Genomic DNA, 18,124 nt, shown 5'->3' with positions numbered 1-18,124 from the left:
CAGCTATCAGCTATCAGCTTTTATTCAGAAACCAATGCAGGCGCCTGTATAAACGGGCAGGCACGGGGGCCTGCCCCTACATGTAACACAAAATAATTTCTATATTTTTGTAGGGGCGGACCTGCGTGTCCGCTTTTTTTATGTCTTTATGCCTTGATACATGAATAATTTCGCAGATCATATTCATTGCGTTAGGGCAGGCACGGGGGCCTGCCCCTACAAAATAAATAATAAAGCCATGACAATCACATAGAGACTGTAGGGGTGGGCCCCTGTGCCCACCCGATGGTTCCTTCACCCCAGCAACTCAAAAACCTCATCAGATAATCCAACAAGTGCATGCCCTTCATCAAGGACAAGACTTTTCAGATTTGAGACACATTTTGATATCCTTTCATGAGACCTTTTTGTATCAATAAGCACATCCTCTTTTGCACCGATATAGATAACGGGTATCGAGAGGGATGCAAGTTCCTTATCGGAAAACACCGGAACTTTCCCATATCTGGGTTTGCAGTTTCCTGCTGTTACCTCAAAAAAATCACGCAACTCCTTTGTGATCTCCCTGCCCTTAAAAAGCCTTTTAAGTATTTTTTCCCTGCCCCATTTTCCCATCAGGGATAAAAACAGAAAAGAAAGCGCCATCTTCACAGGGGCAAGCCCGGCAGGGGCGAGCAGTAACAGCTTATTCACCCTTTCAGGGTAATCAATAGCAAAGCGTAAAGATGCCCATCCACCAAGGCTGAGGCCTCCGACAACAGCTCTATCAACTTTCAAATAATCCATGCATTCCTTGATCCACTGTGAAAAATATGGCCCGTGCCAGTTAAACCGCCTGTCTTCACTTCCGCCCGGGTCACCCGGGATATCAAGACAATATGTACAGTATTTTTCACTCAGCCTCTTTATATCAGCCATCCATGACGCAGAGTTTGACATGGAGCCGTGGATAAGGATCATCGGCAGATTTTTTTCATCACCGCATTTTATGCAAAGTGTTTTACCAAGAGAAGTTGGAATATAGATCTTTTCCATAGGTACAGGCCAATACTCAAGTATTGCATTATAATATTTCTTCAATGCATCCGGGTTCTTAATACACACTGTTATTGCTGTGTCCCGATCTCTTTTCATTTTAACAATTCCTCCAGTATCTTAAGAATCTTATCAGTGAAGTCCAGTGTCCCCCATATGAGGACCTGTATCTTAAGCTCCTCCTCAAAATAGACTGCATCGATCCTGCATCTTCTATCCTGAGCATCTGCCCCGCTTTTTATTGCAATCAGGGTATTACTTATCCTGATAAATTCCTCCCTCTCTTTATTTTCAACATGTACGACTGTCGAAACCCAGGGCTCAGGCGTAACATCGGCCTTTGGTTTCTGATTGTGTGTAAGACTTTCATCAGGGGCATCTTTTGCACCTACAAAACTGGTCAGGTCATTACCATGTATGCGCCAGCGGCCACCCACCTTGTTCGCCTTTAGCTTACCTTCCTTGATGTATCTGAGGATCGTTTTCTTGTGTACATCCAGCAGTTCGGCAACCTTTTCGATTGTATATAGATATCTTTCCATTCCTTATTATTCCTTTTAACTATAATTTATAGGGCATATTATTCCCTTTTATTACATTTTGTCAACTTTTATTTTTTACCTCCAAAATGGTTTGACATGAAGATGCAAGTTATTTATTAATGTTTTTCACACTTAACAAATAACCAAAGGAGGGAATATTATGAAAAAACTCATGATATTGTTTGTTGCAGGTCTGTTCATACTGGCAAATGTCGGTCTGGTCTCAGCAGAAGAGGTAATTAAACTGCCTGATCCTCAAAAGGAGGGCGGGATACCTTTGATGAAGGCATTGAGTTTAAGACAAAGCCAGAGAGGTGAATTCGGTCCGGCAGTTAAACTTACAATGCAGCAGATGTCTAACATGCTCTGGGCAGCGGATGGCATTAACAGGCCCGGCACAAACCATCGTACTGCGCCTTCAGCTGCAGACTGGCAGAATATTGATATCTATGTGACAACAGCGGACGGTCTCTTTCTATATGACGCAAAGGAACACGCTCTAAAGGTCCTTGGCAAAGAAGACATACGCTCTGTTGCAGGGACTCAGCCATTTGTTCCCGGCGCCCCTGTAAACCTTATTTATGTTGCAGACTATGAAAGAGCCAGCTTTGGGGGACAAAGGATGAAAGACACTGAGGTAACATGGTCATATGCAAACACAGGATTTATTGCTCAAAACGTTTATCTGTGGTGCGCCTCAGAAGGGCTTGCCTGTATAGTCAGGGCATTCGCTGATGCAGACGCAATAAAAAAGGCCCTCAACCTGAGACCTGAACAGCATTTTGTACTTGCCCAGACAATAGCACAGTTTAAGAAATGATAAGCTCCCCTGTAGAGACAAGGCATGCCTTGTCTCTACAAATAATACATCTCATAATCTGATTGTGAAAAAATCAAATACCTTTGCATAATTCCATATGGACTTTCAATTCATTAATGTATAACTTATCGAAACATTAACCTTTCTAAAGAGAATGAAAATGTTACGATATCTTTATACATATCTTTTACTGTTTTTTACTCTTTTAACTTCCATCACTGCCATTGCAGAGGATCGCCAGTTTGATATCAAAACAGAAGCAAAAATTGTGGTCTTTGGTGATGTGCACGGGGCCTATGACGAACTGGTTTCACTTTTAAAGGAAACAGGGATGATTGATAACAGCCTTAACTGGGCTGGCGGAAAGAGCCATCTTGTGAGCATGGGAGACCTTGTTGACAGGGGGTCGCGTTCACGCGATGTTATAGAATTGATGATGAAGTTACAGGCCCAGGCGGAGAAATCACGAGGCGCAGTGCATGTATTGCTTGGTAACCACGAGCTGATGGCCCTGACAGGCAACAGGGATTATGTGACACCAGATGATTACATGGCATTTGCGGGTGATGAAACAGCCAGGGAGCGTGAAGAGCTGAGGCTTGAATATTTAAAGGAGCATGAAGGGCAAAATGATAAAAATTATAATGAGGAGTTTGACAAACTCTATCCTGCCGGCTTTATAGCACTGGACAGGGCATTCGGCCCTGATGGGGCAATAGGCACATGGATCCTTAATCAGCTATTGATCCTTAAAATTAATGACACGATCTTTGTTCATGGCGGCATACCATCACAACTAATGGACAAATCACTCCTTGAAATTAATGTAGAAGGAAAGAGCCAGATAACAAGATATATTGATACTGTCAACCGCTTAAGAATGGCATCGGTCCTTCCGGTTTTTGTTAATTATTATGACCGCGTTACATACCTGAACGCAAAGGCAAAAATACTCATTGATGCAGACCCTGAAATCAACCGAAACTTGGAGAAAAGACCCTCATGGTTTAATGATGTGCTTGAGCTTTTTGAGGCACAAAACGGATGGTTTTTAGGAAGTGAAGGGCCGCTGTGGTATCGTGGGACATCCCTGTGTAATATCAATACCGAATCGTATATAATAGAAAGTCTTCTGAAAAAGGTAAAGGCCAGCCGTGTTGTAGTCGGCCACACACCAACTGCAAACAGCAAGGTCACAGAACGAATGGATGGCCTGGTAATTCGTCTTGATACAGGGATGCTCAAGAGTTATTACAGAGGTCAGCCATCTGCACTTATAATTGAAAATAGCGGCATGTATGTTCATTATGCGGGGATTAATGATAAAGAGCCTCCTGTTAAAGAAAGTCACAGCCTTTCGATGAAATTGTCGGGTATGACTGACAGGGAGATCGAGGAGTTACTTTCTACAGGGGATATAACCGCTAAGGAGAAGATAGGCACAGGCATAACAAGACCTCGTAAGCTTACCATCACAAAGGGAGACAGGAGCATAAATGCGATATTTAAAACAGTGGACTCCCGCCCTGTAACCAGAAAGGAATATGAGGAGTCAGACAGGTATCACTCTGATGTGGCCGCATACCGGCTTGACCGGATGCTTGACCTTGAGATGGTTCCTGCAGCCGTAACCAGAAAGATTGATGGAATAGAGGGAGTACTTCAGTACTGGGTGGAAAACAGTATAAATGAAAGAGACAGAGAAGAGACAAAGGCACCCTTTGAAAGCTACTGCAAAAAGGATCAGCAATTCTGGATACGCTATATCTTTGATATATTGATCTTTAATGAAGACCGCAACCTTACCAATATACTCTGGACAAAAAGTGATTATATGATGGTGTTTATTGACCACACCAGGGCCTTCAGGTTGAATGGCAAAAGGCCTAAAATGTACCGAAAGGTGCCGCTTTATCTATCAGATATGCTCTATAAAAAACTGGGGTCATTAAACCTTGAGAACCTGACTCAAAACCTCTCTCCATACCTGAACAAAATGCAGATAAATGCGCTCATCAAACGCAGAGACCTTATTCTAAAAGAGGCAAAGAGAACCGATTAAACATTAAGCAGGGCTTCAAGATGAAAGAAAAATTAAAAAATATTCTGATAAACACTCTATTTCTCGGGGTAAATACAAAGCCTGAGGAGAGAAAAGGTATCACGGGTCTGTTCATCTCCCTTTTTCTTATCCTGATGACCACCTATTTTCTAAAGCCCGCAAGAGAGATCCTAATACTCACCGAGAAGACAGCCGAGATAAAGAGTTATGCTGTGGCAATACAGGCCTTGCTGCTTATTGTAATTCTTCCGATATATGGCAGTTTTTCACGTAAATACACCTGCAACAGCTTTATGCGGTCAATGCTGATACTGTTTTCTTTAATACTTGCAGGGTTCTATGTTGCAGCCTATCTGGGGCTCCATATCTCTGTGGTTTTTTATGTATGGCTTGGTGTATACACAGTACTTATCATCGCACAGTTCTGGGCCTTTGCAACCGATCTTTTCACAAGGGAGGCAGGTGAAAGGCTCTTTGTTATTATAGCCTTTGGTGGCTCAATAGGTGCATGGGCAGGATCAGCCATAAGCCGCCTGCTGGTAAATTACATGACCGCGCAGGGGCTGATTTTACTCTCAGCCGTTACCCTTGCCCTTTCCATATTACCTGTGATGTATGCAATAAAGACACTGCCGCCTGAATGTATCCTGGATGACTGCACCCCTGTCCAGTACATGAAAACATCTTTTCTTGCATGTTTCCAGATTGTCCTGACACGCAGGATACTGCTCATGATAGCCCTGTTTATTATACTGTTTAACCTGATAAACAGTACTGGCGAATACCTGCTCTCTTCTACCCTTGAAAGGGATTTTAGAGAAGGGGTAGCAGCGGGGTTAATATCTATTGACAAATCTGTATATGTCGGCAAATTCTACAGCAGTTTTTATTCCATTGTAAACCTGGCCGGCGCAGTTATTCAGTTTTTCATTGTATCAAGGGTGCTGAAGCTAACCGGTTTCAACTGGGCATTCGCCCTTACCCCCCTTGTGGTTGTGCTTGGGTATGGAAGCCTGATGTTTATTCCGGCACTTGCCTTTTTACGCATAGTGAAGATCAGTGAAAACAGTCTTAATTATTCGCTCCTTAACACCACAAAACAGATGCTCTATCTGCCCATGAGCAGGCAGGAAAAATATGAGGCACGGGCGACCATCGATTCTTTCGGGCAGAGGGTGGGCGACCTCATGCAGGCAGGTGTGGTTTTCATCGGCCTTAATTTTTTTCATTTTGTTTACAAAGGGTTTATCTCTGTGGTAGTTGTCTTTGCCATTATTAATGTGATACTGGCCTATTTCATTCTGCGTGAAAGAGACAGGTTGATAAAGTGATTTATTTACCGGAGAAATTATTTTGAGATCTAAAATTCCACGATTCCTATCACTCACTTTGTTATTTTTAATTTATATATCAGCAACGACATGGGGCGCTGACTTTATCCGCGCTGATAAATTGCGCTTTATGAGGGGTGATAAACCCTATTACTTCTGCGGGGCAAATTTCTGGTATGGCTGTTATCTTGGCGCAAGCGCAGAAGGAAGAAAAAGGCTTGTAAAGGAACTGGATCAGATGAAATCCCTTGGCATAGTTAACCTTCGTGTACTGGGGGCATCTGAAGAGTCTGAAATAGAACGATCTGTTACACCTGCCATTCAATCAGCATCAGGAGAATTAAATGAAGCTCTGTCAAAGGGGCTTGATGTATTGCTTTCTGAGATGGCAAAACGAAACATGACAGCAGTAATATTTCTCAACAACTACTGGGAATGGTCAGGCGGTATGTCTACCTATATGTCATGGCTTAGCGATGAGCCATTGATAGACCCTGGCGTAACAGGCAGATGGGTGGACTTTATGGCCTATTCTGCAAGGTTTTATATGAACCCAAAGGCTCAAAACCGCTTCCGCGAGTATATTGCAACTATCCTTAATCGTAAAAATACTATCACAGGCATGCAATATAAAGATGACCCAACCATAATGGCATGGGAGCTAGCCAATGAGCCTCGCCCCGGTGCAGACGGTGAGAACGGTCAACTGCACAAGGGTATATTTTTAAACTGGGTTCACGGCATAGCCGCATATATAAAATCCATAGATAAAAACCATATGGTCAGCACAGGCAGCGAGGGCATACATGGATGCCTGTATGATGAAGAGCTTTTCCTGAACACCCACGCTGGGCCTGTAATAGATTATGCAAGCATGCATCTATGGCCTAAAAACTGGGGCTGGTTCAGGGCGGATAAGATAGATGAGACACTCCCCCCTACCCTTAAAAAGGCAACCGCATATATAAATAAACATATAGAGCTGGCCACTAAACTTGGGAAACCTGTTGTGCTTGGCGAATATGGCATGGAGCGTGATGGGGGCACCTTCAGGGCTGATACCCCTGTATCTGCAAGGGACAGGTTTTTAAACCACGTATATAATATTGTTTATGAAAACGCATCTAAAGGCGGCCCGCTTGCAGGAACCAATGTCTGGGCATGGGGCGGTGAAGCAAGGGCAAAACATGATGACGGCTTCTGGCAGAAGGGCGACCCCTTTACAGGAGACCCGCCTCAGGAGCATCAGGGGCTAAATTCGATATTTGATACTGATACTACTACACATGAGGTAATCAAAAACCACAGTATTAAAATGAATAAACTAAACTCCGAAAATTAATAAAAATGGAGCAGGTCAGACGTGAAATGACTGAAACATATATATATCAAACAAATAAACAGACTGGTTTTAAAAAAATCACTTCAATAACATCATGTATCATACTTGTTGGCATAATAGCGGGGCTCGGTTCTGTCGCATTCCAGTATCTCTGCCAGATCGGTGTGCATTTTTTCCTGGATTATCTTGCCGGATACAGACCTCCTTCAGCAGCAGGAGAAACTGATCTTTTCAGTCCTACAGGTACGATATTCAACAGATGGTTGCTCCTGTTTCTGCCTGCAATAGGGGGTCTTATAAGCGGATGGATAGCATACACCTTTGCGCCTGAGGCAGGGGGGCATGGCACAGACGCTGCAATCGAGGCATACCATAACAAAGAAGGTTTTATCAGGGGCAGGATACCAATTATCAAATCAATTACATCTGCAATAACAATAACAACAGGCGGTTCAGGCGGAAGAGAAGGACCTATTGCACAGATAGGCGCAGGGTTTGGTTCATTCCTGGCAACAAAGCTTGGCCTTGGCGTCAGAGAAAGAAGAATACTTATGGCAGCAGGCATGGGCGCAGGCATAGGCAGCATATTCCGCGCCCCTCTGGCAGGGGCGCTGTTTGTATCTGAAGTGCTGTACCGTGATCCTGAATTTGAATCGGATGTGATAATCCCTACTGGTATTGCCTCTATCATAGCATACTGCATCTTCTGTATGTTCTTTGGGTGGGGTTCACTCTTTGATACAGAGGATTTCATATTCAATAACCCCCTTGAGCTTGGCCCATATGCACTGCTTTCACTGGTGCTGGTTGCAGCAGGCATTCTTTATATCAAATGCTTTTACGGGGTACACCATGTTTTTACCAAAATAAAGATTCCCAATTATATTAAGCCTGCCATTGGCGGCCTTTTAACAGGTATAATAGGTTTTTTTCTACCTCAGACCCTTTCATTCGGGTATGGTTATTCCCAGCAGGCCCTTTCTAATCAACTCCCTGCCCTTCTTCTTTTAGGGATAGCCTTTGGCAAGATACTCACTACCTCCTTTTCAATAGGTTCAGGTGGAAGCGGCGGTGTTTTCGGGCCATCAATAGTAATAGGCGGTGCGCTTGGAGGAGCGGTCGGGCGAATCTTCCATATACTCATGCCTGGTATAGTAACCCATCCGGGTGCATTTGTTGTTGTGGGCATGGCAGGCTTTTTTACAATTGTGTCAAAGACACCCATATCCACAATAATATTCGTGAGCGAGATGACCAACTCATACCACCTACTTCTTCCGAGCTTTCTTGTATGTCTGCTTGGATATGTGCTTTCAAAAAAATATACTATTTTCATCAAACAGGTGAAAAGCCGTATAGATTCAAATGCCCACAGGGGTGAATTCTTTGTGGATGTGCTTGAAAAGATAAAGGTGAGTGACCTTGCACCAGGCTTAAGGTCATATGATGTTGTCCCTGAAAATATGGCATTCAGTGATTTCAAGCGTCTCTTCAGCCATTCAAGCCAGCACTATTTCCCGGTTGTTGATAGCCTCGGAAAACTGAAAGGGATATTTTCTGTTAATGACGTCAGGGGGGTCTTGTTCAATCAGGAGATAGATAATGTGGTAATGATGAAGGATATAGGCACCACAGATATCATCTTTTTAACCCCGTCAGATGATCTTAATGAGGCGCTCAAGAAATTTACCATTCGAAATATACAGTCCATACCTGTTGTTAAGGATGATGATCACTCTATACTTATCGGGATGCTTGACCGAAGGGAGGTTATCAGGGTTTATAATAAAAAGATTGAGGAGATGAAAAGCAGTAAGGGTTGATCACTCTATGGTTTTATTATTCAATGATATCTGTTTTTCCAGCTTCTTGAATAATTCCTGCGGCTGGATTGGTTTTGATGCATAGTCATTCATCCCGGCGGCGATGCACATCTCCCTGTCACCCTTCATGGCATGGGCTGTCATGGCTATTATTGGTATAGCATGATTTTTTACATTTGATGCAGGGTTTCTTATTATCCTTGTTGCCTCTATGCCATCCATCTCAGGCATCTGAATATCCATAAGCACAATATCATAATCATCATTTTCAAGCGCCTTTAATGCCTCCTTGCCATTAGAAGCAATGCTGCACCCAAAGCCCGCCTTTGTAATAATTTTCTGTATGATCTTCTGATTGATTAAATTATCCTCAACAATCAGTATCTTTAATTTGTTCTGCCATATTTCCTGGTTGTTGAAGAGTCGCTCTGTTTGAATGATTCAAAAATAATATCTTTCTTATCATCCGGTATACCAACCCCTGTATCCTTTACCTCAAACATGAGTTTCACACGGCTGCCCTGCTCTTCTGTTACAAAAACCCTCAGATTAACCTCGCCCTTGTCTGTAAACTTAATGGCGTTATTGGTCAGGTTTAAGATTATCTGCCTTAATCGGCCAGGATCGCCTCTGAGAAGATTTGGTGTTTCATGATGTATCTCATAGCTGAATTCAATACCCTTTTTCTGTGCCATCATGGCTGGCAGTTCAACCACCTCGGCAACCGCATTCCTGAGGTTAAAATTTATCGTCTCAAGATCAAGCTCCCCTGCCTCGATCTTTGAAAAATCAAGTATATCATTGATAACAGTGAGCAGGCTCTGAGAACTTCGCATCCCGGTCTCAATCAGGTCAAGCTGCTCACTATCCAGTCTTGTGGATAAAAGGAGATTGAGTATACCCATAACCCCGTTCAACGGGGTTCTTATTTCATGGCTCATATTTGCCAGAAATTCACTCTTTGATTTGTTGGCCAGTTCCGCATCCCTCATGGCCTTTTCAAGTTTCTTTTCTGTCTCCTTTCTATCTGTAATATCCCTGGCATAGATAAGGGTGGCAGGCCTCCCATTATGCATTATTTTTGCAACCGATACCTCAACATATATAAATTCACCATTCTTTTTAATGCCCTTATGCTCATAGCGCTCAGACTCTGCTATTTCACCTCTCAATCTGCTTTGCCCGCGTTTCTTTATGTATTCGATATCATCAGGATGAATCAGATCAACATCTGCCTTGCCCACAATCTCTTCAGGAGAGCAGTAGCCATATATTCGTGCATAACTGCTGTTTACATATATGTGTGTGGCATCCTGAATTATGGCAACGCCATCATAGGAGCTTTCTATTGTTGTGCGATATTTTTCTTCACTTTCTCTTAGTTTATTTTCAGCAAGTTTTCGTTCTGTTATGTCACGAATTACGGCCTGAGTATAGGATGTTTCAAGATCAATGATATTGGGCCTGATCTCAACATCAATAAGCTCACCGCTGGCCTTGACCAACTGTGTTTCAGCATGAAGAACACTCTGGATGTTTTTCTCTATTATTTCTTTTACTTCTTCTCTGTGAAGATCAGGTATTGTCATTTCAAGGAGTTGTTCTTTGGTGTAACCCAGCATTTCACAGGCGCGATTATTTACGTCCTTAATCTTTCCTTTTTCATGAATGATAATAGCATCAATAGACTGATCAAAAAGGGCATGGTATTTCTTTTCACTTTTTAAAAGCGCTTGAGCCCTTTGTTCAATTCTTTTTTCAAGTTCCTGATTAGCCTTTTGCAGTGACTCCTGGGCCTCCTTTCTTTTCGATATATCAGAATAAAAGGTAAACCCGCCAACAATCAGATTATTATGTATGATCGGAGAAACCCTGCAAAGCACATCTATTTTTCTACCATCCTTGTGCCAGCGAACAGTCTCATATTCTACAGATTCACCATGTACCATTTCAGGTGTAACTATTTTATTATCAGAATCATTTTTAATTAATAGATCAGCAACCGATTTCCCAAGCGCCTCTTCCTTTGTATAACCAAATATTTTGGTAAATTCAGGATTGACATACTGGATATCCGGGTTGGTGTCAGTAATCACTATACCGATTTGAGCCACCTCAAACATGGTTTCAAACAGGATGTTTTTTACAGGCAGCTTTGTTTTAATATGATCTGAACCCTCATTTTCAATAGAATTTCCGATTTATATGAATGTAGCATTGTCTTAGTTTTGCAACAGCCATGCCAGATTTTATTATGCATTTTATTGTTATTAACTTACCTCTATTATGTATCTTTTAACTTCACCAGCAGGTTTCCTACATAAAGACAAAAACATTTGTCATTTTTTTGACTTTGATTTTTTTATCAAAAATTTATTGACATCCTGTTTTTTAGTGTATTATTGTATTAATACACCTAGCAGCATAAACCTATGAGATTTAATGATGATTATTGAGATAGACAACCATAGCGGTGTTCCGATCTACACCCAGGTAATAGAGCAGATAAAGCAGTACGTGCTCTCAGGGAATCTATCTGAAGGGACCCAGCTTGAAAATGTGCGCGGCCTTGCAGCACGACTCATGGTTAACCCCATGACCATAAGCAAGGCATACAACCAGCTTGAGCGTGACGGCATTATTGAGCGCCGCCGCGGGATCGGCATGTTTGTTAAGCCCATGTCAAAGGGGATCAAAAAGGATTTTAAATCCCAGACCGCAAAGGATAGTTTTAAAAAGGCCGCTGCAACAGCAGTACTTATGAAATACACAGAGGAAGAGGCGGTTGATTTATTAAGAGAGATGTACAGGAAACTGAAAAATGAACAAGGAGAAAATAAAGATGAATGAAAAACCTATTATCTCGGTAAAGAATCTCAACAAGCGTTTTGGTTCTATTTGTGCAATCGATAACCTGTCCCTTGATATTTACCCTGGCAGGATATACGGTCTCATGGGCGCAAACGGCGGCGGTAAAAGCTCCCTGATCCGCCACTGGATAGGGCTTTACCTGCCTGATTCAGGCACATGCACCACATTTGATGTAGAGGCAAAAAAGCTTGGGCCCCATGAGCTTGCGCGCATCGGTTATGTACACCAGGAGGGAAAACTGATCGACTGGATGAGTATTGCAAAGCTTGTAAGATATGTGGCTGCCTATTACCCTACATGGAACAAGGATATTGAGGAGCGCTACATAAAAGAGTTTGATCTTGACCCAAAGGCCCGCGTGGGCAAACTCTCACCAGGGCAGAGGCAGATGGTTGCTGTGCTTCTTGCCATATGTTTTGAGCCGGAGCTTTTAATACTTGATGAACCGGCAGCAGCAATGGACCCCCTTGCCCGCCGCAAGTTCCTTGAACTCTTGATGGAGATTATACAGGTGGAAGGCCGCACCATAATAATCTCATCACATATATTAACAGATATAGAAAAGGTAATAGACCATGCCCTTATCATGAACAGAGGGAAGATGATCTGTGATCAACCCATAGATGACCTGAGAGAGCAATATATCAAGTTACGCCTTACATCCCTTAATGGCCCAATACCTGAAACACTGCCGTTCAGCAATATCATCAAAAGGGAACAGAATGGCTCAAAGGCGATTATTACCCTCGCCGGAAACATGCAAAACCATGATGAGCTGGAAGAGATAGCAGACAAGATACACTGTCAGATGGAGCAGATTCCGCTGCCGCTGGAAGATATTTATCAATTGGTGGTAGAGAACAGGTAAGGGGTTTTAGGTTTTAGGTGTGAGGTTTTAGGAAAGAGGAAAAAGGAAAAAGATTTAAGGGCGCAGGGCTCAAGGCTCAGGGCGCAGGGAAAGGATTAATAATTGTAGGGGCAGACCCCTGTGTCTGCCCGCATGTGTTGATCGCATGATTGAAATGAGTTCCTTTACATGAAGGAGAATATAAGGGCTTGAAATTCAGATGCAAAATAAGAAAATTGAAAAGAATAAACAGGGATAGGCAAATATTAAAACAGGAACAATAAAAGGTAAAAACAGGTATGTCCATACTAAGCGCAAAACTGGGGCTCTATAATATAAGTTATGATGATAACTCTAATGGTCGTCTTTTCGGTATGGTAATGGTGTATTTAACGATCATCGGATTATTTAGTAACGCCTTATATAGATTGAGAATAGTTGAAATAATTCAAAACCAGCAATGCGTGCTTAGGCCCCTGATTAATTTATTCGCCGGTATGTTCTTATTAGGAATGATAACAACTATTACTCAATCAGAACTTATTTCAAAACCATTTTCATTTTGTCTGCCTGATGGTCAAAAATCTATTCGTAAAGTAATCTTTTTAATAGGCGCATTAATAACTCTTGGTTTTTCGCTTATATTCTTCATTTTTTCTGAACACACATTATTACTCTTTTTCCTGCATATAATAGTGTTTCCGATCATTTGCTTGCCATTCTATTTATTTATGGCTTTTATTTTCTTAATTACCCTCGATGATTCATTTAAAAAATATATTAGATATGGTTTTCCTGCCGTGTCAATTATCTTATCAGTGTCATTCATCATAAATTTTAAAAATGATTTAATAGTCCCGCTAAATCAAATTATTATTTTTTGCCTTGCCCCACTTTTTATATCTTCCTTATTTGGAACATCGGTTTTATGGAAAGTCCTTGGAGATGACCAGGTGGGCAGAATATTTCACCGGAAATATTTCGATTTGCCAGACAATCTAATACAAATAGGGAAAAAGCCACATAAGCTATCTCAACAGGAATTGAAAAATCAAAATGAAATTATTGGAGATATATTTTTTAAAAAGATAGTTAACCAAAGTGACTACAGATTAATCCGTTCAATTTGGGGGACATTCTACCTCTTATTAGAACGAGTTTGGGGATATTCCGGAAAATCTATAACTTATCAAATTGTACTTCCTTCATTTTTGATTTTCCTTTTCGGGTACATTCAGAATAACCAGGAAATCGATTCCTTTTTTATCACATATCCTGTTTTATATTTCATGTTTATCTACTGTAAGAAAATTATCTTAATTTATAAACCAATATCCAGTGAATTGCTTTTCCCTATAGGACGATCAAAACAGTTTCGCATTAATCTCATGCTGTGGATTGTTAAACCTTTTACAATGATGCTCTGGTTCTCCATTATCATCCTTGCTTCCCATAACCTCAATAACTATATGCCGGACTTTACTCTGTTTGGTTATAGCTTCAACTACACCCCGCTTGTAGTATCTTTAATAGTCTGGCCTGCAGTTACTATCCCGGTTATTGATATCTTCATGTCATTTCCAAAACCGCCGTGCAGTTTGCCAACAATGGTTTGTTTCATAATAACGCTTATCGTCTTAGCAGGATTCTTTTTTGTACATAGCGATCTAAAAACTCAGGTCATCTCAATGACTTCTATGATCTTTATCTCAAATATTTTTTACTTGATTCTATTATCACGCTACTGGTTCAAGAGTGATCTTATACAACAGGGAAAATAGCAATGTCCATACTAGGTGCAAATTTAAAACTTTATTCACCATTTCAAAAACAGTCTCTGCTTTTTAAGACTTTCTTTTTTATGGAGCTTGTTTTTTTATTGAGGTTCAGTGTAATTATCACCGAGTTTACCAATGGAAAACAGATTCCATATGCAATGATCTTCTGGATATTTATTTGCATATTTTTATTTGGAGAGATCATTGCAATGATACAGTTTGATGTACTTTCAAAACCATTTTCATTTTGTCTACCAAATCATAAAAATATCCCAAGGAGAATAATTTTTATTTTTGGTGTTTTACTGACTCTCCTTCTTACAGTTTTGGCGTTACTATTCTCTCAACTCAATGAGTCAGGTTATCTGATACTTATGATACCAGTTATTTCATTAACCTTCTATTCCCTTGCAATTTGTATAATTTTTTCATTTTTGATTCATAAACCGATAAAATATTTAAAACTGGGGGTACTGCTTTTTTCTATTCCATTTTTAATATTTGTTTTTTTTCAAAAGGCTTTCATTGTCACTTACAGTGATGTTCCTCTCAACAGTATTTTCATCTTTCTTTTCTCTTCCATATTCTTAACAGTTGCTGCATGGAAGATGCTGGGAGACACTTCATTAAAGAGAAAATGTATTGAAAAGCCATCATCCCTGACACTATATTCCTTTGAGGGTTTATATGATAAATCACAAAGAGAGAGCACATATCATTATCATCACCCGATAAAATATTATGATGGTAACAGCCACATCGCAGAATCAATTTTTAATTGGATGGGTAAAAACGATTTTATCAGATTAAAACACTCATTATTAGGGAACTTGCATTTAATATTTACACGCCATTTCGCTCAGAAAGGAAATGAGCCAATCTTAATATTGATACTTGCAGCATCTTTTTTGTTCTTTTCAGGTTATTTTGAAAGCAGCAGTACTCAAAAAATCTATGACATAAATATAAGCCCTGCACCTGCGCTTGCACTTTTACCCTTGTGCTTGGTCCTTAGCAGTATCTTTGCACCTTTACGTCATGATCTACTTTTACCATTAGGAAGATTGAGGCATTTCGGGATTAATATTCTGTTATGGCTGCTAAAATATATTACTCTGGTTTTACTTGTTTTAGTATTCATTATGTTAACGTGGGGCATCCAGGACTACATGCCAAAAATAGAGTTTATTGGTTATGAGCTTACTTATATTCATCCTGGGTTCCATACACTTTTATGGGCACTGATCATTTCACCAGTTATTGATTTAATATTCGATTATGTAATAGTTCCATATCATTTACTCACGATGATATTTTTAACCTCTGTACTTTTCATACTTTCCTTTGTGGCATTTGCAACAAACAATATTGTTGCTCATATAGTACTGGCATCCATAATGATTTTATTAACAAATGGTTTATTTGGTTTTTTACTTAAACGTCACTGGCTGAAGAATGATCATACATAATGAAGAAAAAAAAGGAAATCAGCAATGTCAATACTAGGTGAAAACTTAAAAATATATAACCCATTTATGAAGCAACCTATTGGTTACAAATTATTCTTTTTCTGTAATCTAATTTTACTTATTGCTCTTTATGCTGCATCAATATCTACTAGGGCAAAAGAAATAGGGTTTCCTTTTGTTCTACTTATTTTACTTGCGATATTTCTGTTTTTTCTTGGGCAAATGATAACAGTCGTGCAAATCGATATACTTGCAAAACCTTTTGCCTTTTGCCTTCCAAACCATAATAACATACCGCGTCAAATTATCTTCTTAATCGGGATGGTGGTTGCGGTAATATATTCAATAGCCCTGCTGCAGCTTCCTTTTGATACAGAAACAAAACGCTCGATGATAATCACCGGGCCGGTGATTGTCCTGGCCTTTTATTTTTTACCGGTCTGTTTAACATTGTATTTACATGATGAAAAACCAAACCAATATGTAATGTTAAGTTTTGTACTTCTGGTAGTGCTTGTCTGGATAACTTGTATAAAACATGATAATTTTGAATATGCGCCTCAGGAACTCATCCCCTTTTGTTTTGTCCCGCTTCTTATATCATTGCTTGCCCTTGTTACAGCAGCGTGGAAAATGCTTGGAGAACAGGATTTAATGAGAAAATCACATGGTAATGATTCTAAAATGATGGTGGCCTTTTATACCAGACCTTTTAATCGGGATACATGGGAAGAGGTTTTAAGTACACTTAGATTATCTAAAAAGCCAAAACAAGAGGATGATAGGTTGGACACATTTCTTGATAAAATGAAAAGAAAGCCATATTTCAGCATACAGCACTCATTTTGGGGTTCACTATACCCTTCAATGTCCGCACTGTCCTATGGCTTTAGCTGTTATAATAAAATTTCACAGTCAATGTTTTTTGCCATAATTATCGCTCTGGGCTCTATTGTACTTTTTCTTTCAGGATATCAAGTCTATGGAGAAATGAGATTTTTTCCTGACAATACATCTTTAAACTTGTTACAAATGACAGTATTGCTTTGCATTTGCGGTATGTTTGAAGGCCTATCCAGAACACCCCACCACAATCAGCTTTTACCAGTGGGCCGCAAACAACAATTCTGGATATTCTTTTTATTATATTTAAGTAAACCTATTCTTATCGTCTTGTGGTTCTCAATAGTTATAGCTATATCATGCAGCCTGCAACATATCATGCCTGATATTATATTGATGGGTAACTATTTCACTTATCATCATGTTGGCACACAGTTGATCACCCTGGCATTGGTGATGATCCCAATATTTTCGATATATTTCGGTTTTGCAAAATCCATTGGAGTTATACTAGCGCCCATTTGTTTCGGTATTATTGGAGGCGTTATAGCATCCCTGATAAATCTTCATGTAATCAATCTCCAGATAACATTGACACTACTGGCTTTCATAACAAATATAATTTTTATACGCTTGCTGATCTGGCACTGGTTCAGGAGAGACCATGTCTAGTTTTGTAGGGTCAGGATTTACTCCTGACCGATTTTTCGGTGAGGTATAAAACCTCACCCTACGTTAAAAATAAAAAAGGAATGCAACAATGTCTATATTAACCGAAAACATAAAACTCTATAACCCGCTTAATAACAGATTCATGCAGTTCAACTCTTGTATTTTGGTCATTTTATTTTTATTTATTTTTTTAAGTGCTGGTGATTATCAAAATAAAATGCCGGAGGCATTATCAGGAAATAATCAGCCTTTTTTCCCGATTATGTTTTATTTATTTTTGTCCATGTTTTATTTTGGGGCAATGATTGCTATTATACAGGCAGAGGTCATGACAAAACCATTTGCTTCATGTTTACCATCCCTGCATAGGATTTCTGCCATGGTAGTTCTATTATCTGGCTTAATAGCCAATCTGATTTACCTGGCAGTATTTATTTACCTACCGGCCCCTACAAGCATTAATGGGCTTTTATATTATACGTCCATTTTTGCATGTGGTCTGTTGTTCTACTTCATGGCAGCCTACTTTACTTTATATGTCCAGTTCAAAAGAGAAAGAGCATTCTTAGCAATTTTCACAACATTTTTCCTTGTATGTCTGATTTCAGTCATGACAGTACTTGAAATTACATATTCACTTGATTCTTTGCTATTATACATATCCATTCCTATTCTTCTATTGTGTATAT

General features: G+C 40.1%; 14 protein-coding genes. 10 read left to right on the top strand and 4 right to left on the bottom strand.

Features of this window, described 5'->3' with window-relative positions:
* Positions 1–294 precede the first annotated feature (294 nt).
* Together GX654_07790 and GX654_07785 are read right to left on the bottom strand one after the other, a co-directional pair.
* Entirely contained in the window at positions 295–1,134 is an 840-nt protein-coding gene (locus GX654_07790) for an alpha/beta hydrolase (protein ID NLD36753.1), read from the bottom strand.
* Positions 1,131–1,577, bottom strand: coding sequence for a helix-turn-helix domain-containing protein (locus GX654_07785; protein ID NLD36752.1), 447 nt, complete (start codon positions 1,575–1,577; stop codon positions 1,131–1,133). The genes GX654_07790 and GX654_07785 overlap by 4 nt, the downstream gene beginning before the upstream one ends.
* Before the next feature lie 160 nt (positions 1,578–1,737).
* On the opposite strand from GX654_07785, the gene GX654_07780 reads away from it, so the two are divergent.
* The 5 genes from GX654_07780 (at position 1,738) to GX654_07760 (ending at position 8,955) form a co-directional block, all read left to right on the top strand.
* Entirely contained in the window at positions 1,738–2,397 is a 660-nt protein-coding gene (locus GX654_07780) for a SagB/ThcOx family dehydrogenase (GenBank protein ID NLD36751.1), read from the top strand.
* A gap of 160 nt (positions 2,398–2,557) precedes the next feature.
* The gene (locus GX654_07775) at positions 2,558–4,459 is read left to right on the top strand and encodes a hypothetical protein (protein NLD36750.1); all 1,902 of its coding nucleotides are present in this window, start codon (positions 2,558–2,560) and stop codon (positions 4,457–4,459) included.
* A 20-nt stretch (positions 4,460–4,479) separates the two neighbouring features.
* Positions 4,480–5,790: a hypothetical protein gene (locus GX654_07770; protein NLD36749.1), complete on the top strand. Its 1,311-nt coding sequence runs from the start codon at positions 4,480–4,482 to the stop codon at positions 5,788–5,790.
* 22 nt (positions 5,791–5,812) lie between these two features.
* On the top strand, positions 5,813–7,132 hold the full coding sequence (locus GX654_07765; protein ID NLD36748.1) for a cellulase family glycosylhydrolase: 1,320 nt from the start codon (positions 5,813–5,815) through the stop codon (positions 7,130–7,132).
* Between the two features lie 26 nt (positions 7,133–7,158).
* A complete protein-coding gene (locus tag GX654_07760; protein ID NLD36747.1) occupies positions 7,159–8,955 on the top strand; it encodes a chloride channel protein in 1,797 nt (598 codons plus the stop codon).
* Here the strand turns inward: GX654_07760 and GX654_07755 are convergent, their stop codons facing one another.
* Positions 8,956–9,396 carry a response regulator gene (locus GX654_07755; GenBank protein ID NLD36746.1) on the bottom strand — a complete coding sequence of 147 codons (441 nt, stop codon included), beginning with the start codon at positions 9,394–9,396 and terminating at the stop codon, positions 8,956–8,958.
* A complete protein-coding gene (locus GX654_07750) occupies positions 9,342–11,051 on the bottom strand; it encodes a PAS domain S-box protein (GenBank protein ID NLD36745.1) in 1,710 nt (569 codons plus the stop codon). The genes GX654_07755 and GX654_07750 overlap by 55 nt, the downstream gene beginning before the upstream one ends.
* Before the next feature lie 346 nt (positions 11,052–11,397).
* Here GX654_07750 and GX654_07745 point away from each other — a divergent pair, with 346 nt between their 5' ends.
* The 5 genes from GX654_07745 to GX654_07725 all read left to right on the top strand — a co-directional run bounded on the left by GX654_07745 (position 11,398) and on the right by GX654_07725 (position 17,435).
* On the top strand, positions 11,398–11,805 hold the full coding sequence (locus tag GX654_07745; protein NLD36744.1) for a GntR family transcriptional regulator: 408 nt from the start codon (positions 11,398–11,400) through the stop codon (positions 11,803–11,805).
* Entirely contained in the window at positions 11,798–12,694 is an 897-nt protein-coding gene (locus GX654_07740) for an ABC transporter ATP-binding protein (protein ID NLD36743.1), read from the top strand. The genes GX654_07745 and GX654_07740 overlap by 8 nt, the downstream gene beginning before the upstream one ends.
* A 278-nt stretch (positions 12,695–12,972) precedes the next feature.
* Positions 12,973–14,454 (top strand): hypothetical protein, encoded by a 1,482-nt coding sequence (locus tag GX654_07735; protein ID NLD36742.1) that lies wholly within the window; start codon positions 12,973–12,975, stop codon positions 14,452–14,454.
* 2 nt (positions 14,455–14,456) lie between these two features.
* The gene (locus GX654_07730; GenBank protein NLD36741.1) at positions 14,457–15,920 is read left to right on the top strand and encodes a hypothetical protein; all 1,464 of its coding nucleotides are present in this window, start codon (positions 14,457–14,459) and stop codon (positions 15,918–15,920) included.
* A 24-nt stretch (positions 15,921–15,944) separates the two neighbouring features.
* Positions 15,945–17,435, top strand: a complete 1,491-nt coding sequence (locus GX654_07725) for a hypothetical protein (protein NLD36740.1) — start codon at positions 15,945–15,947, stop codon at positions 17,433–17,435.
* Positions 17,436–18,124 lie beyond the last annotated feature (689 nt).

Source organism: Desulfatiglans sp. (assembly GCA_012513605.1).
In the GTDB taxonomy this organism is placed as follows: Bacteria; Desulfobacterota; DSM-4660; order Desulfatiglandales; family HGW-15; genus JAAZBV01.
Note: the sequence above shows the minus strand (reverse complement) of the source record. Positions and strands in the feature narration are given on the sequence as shown.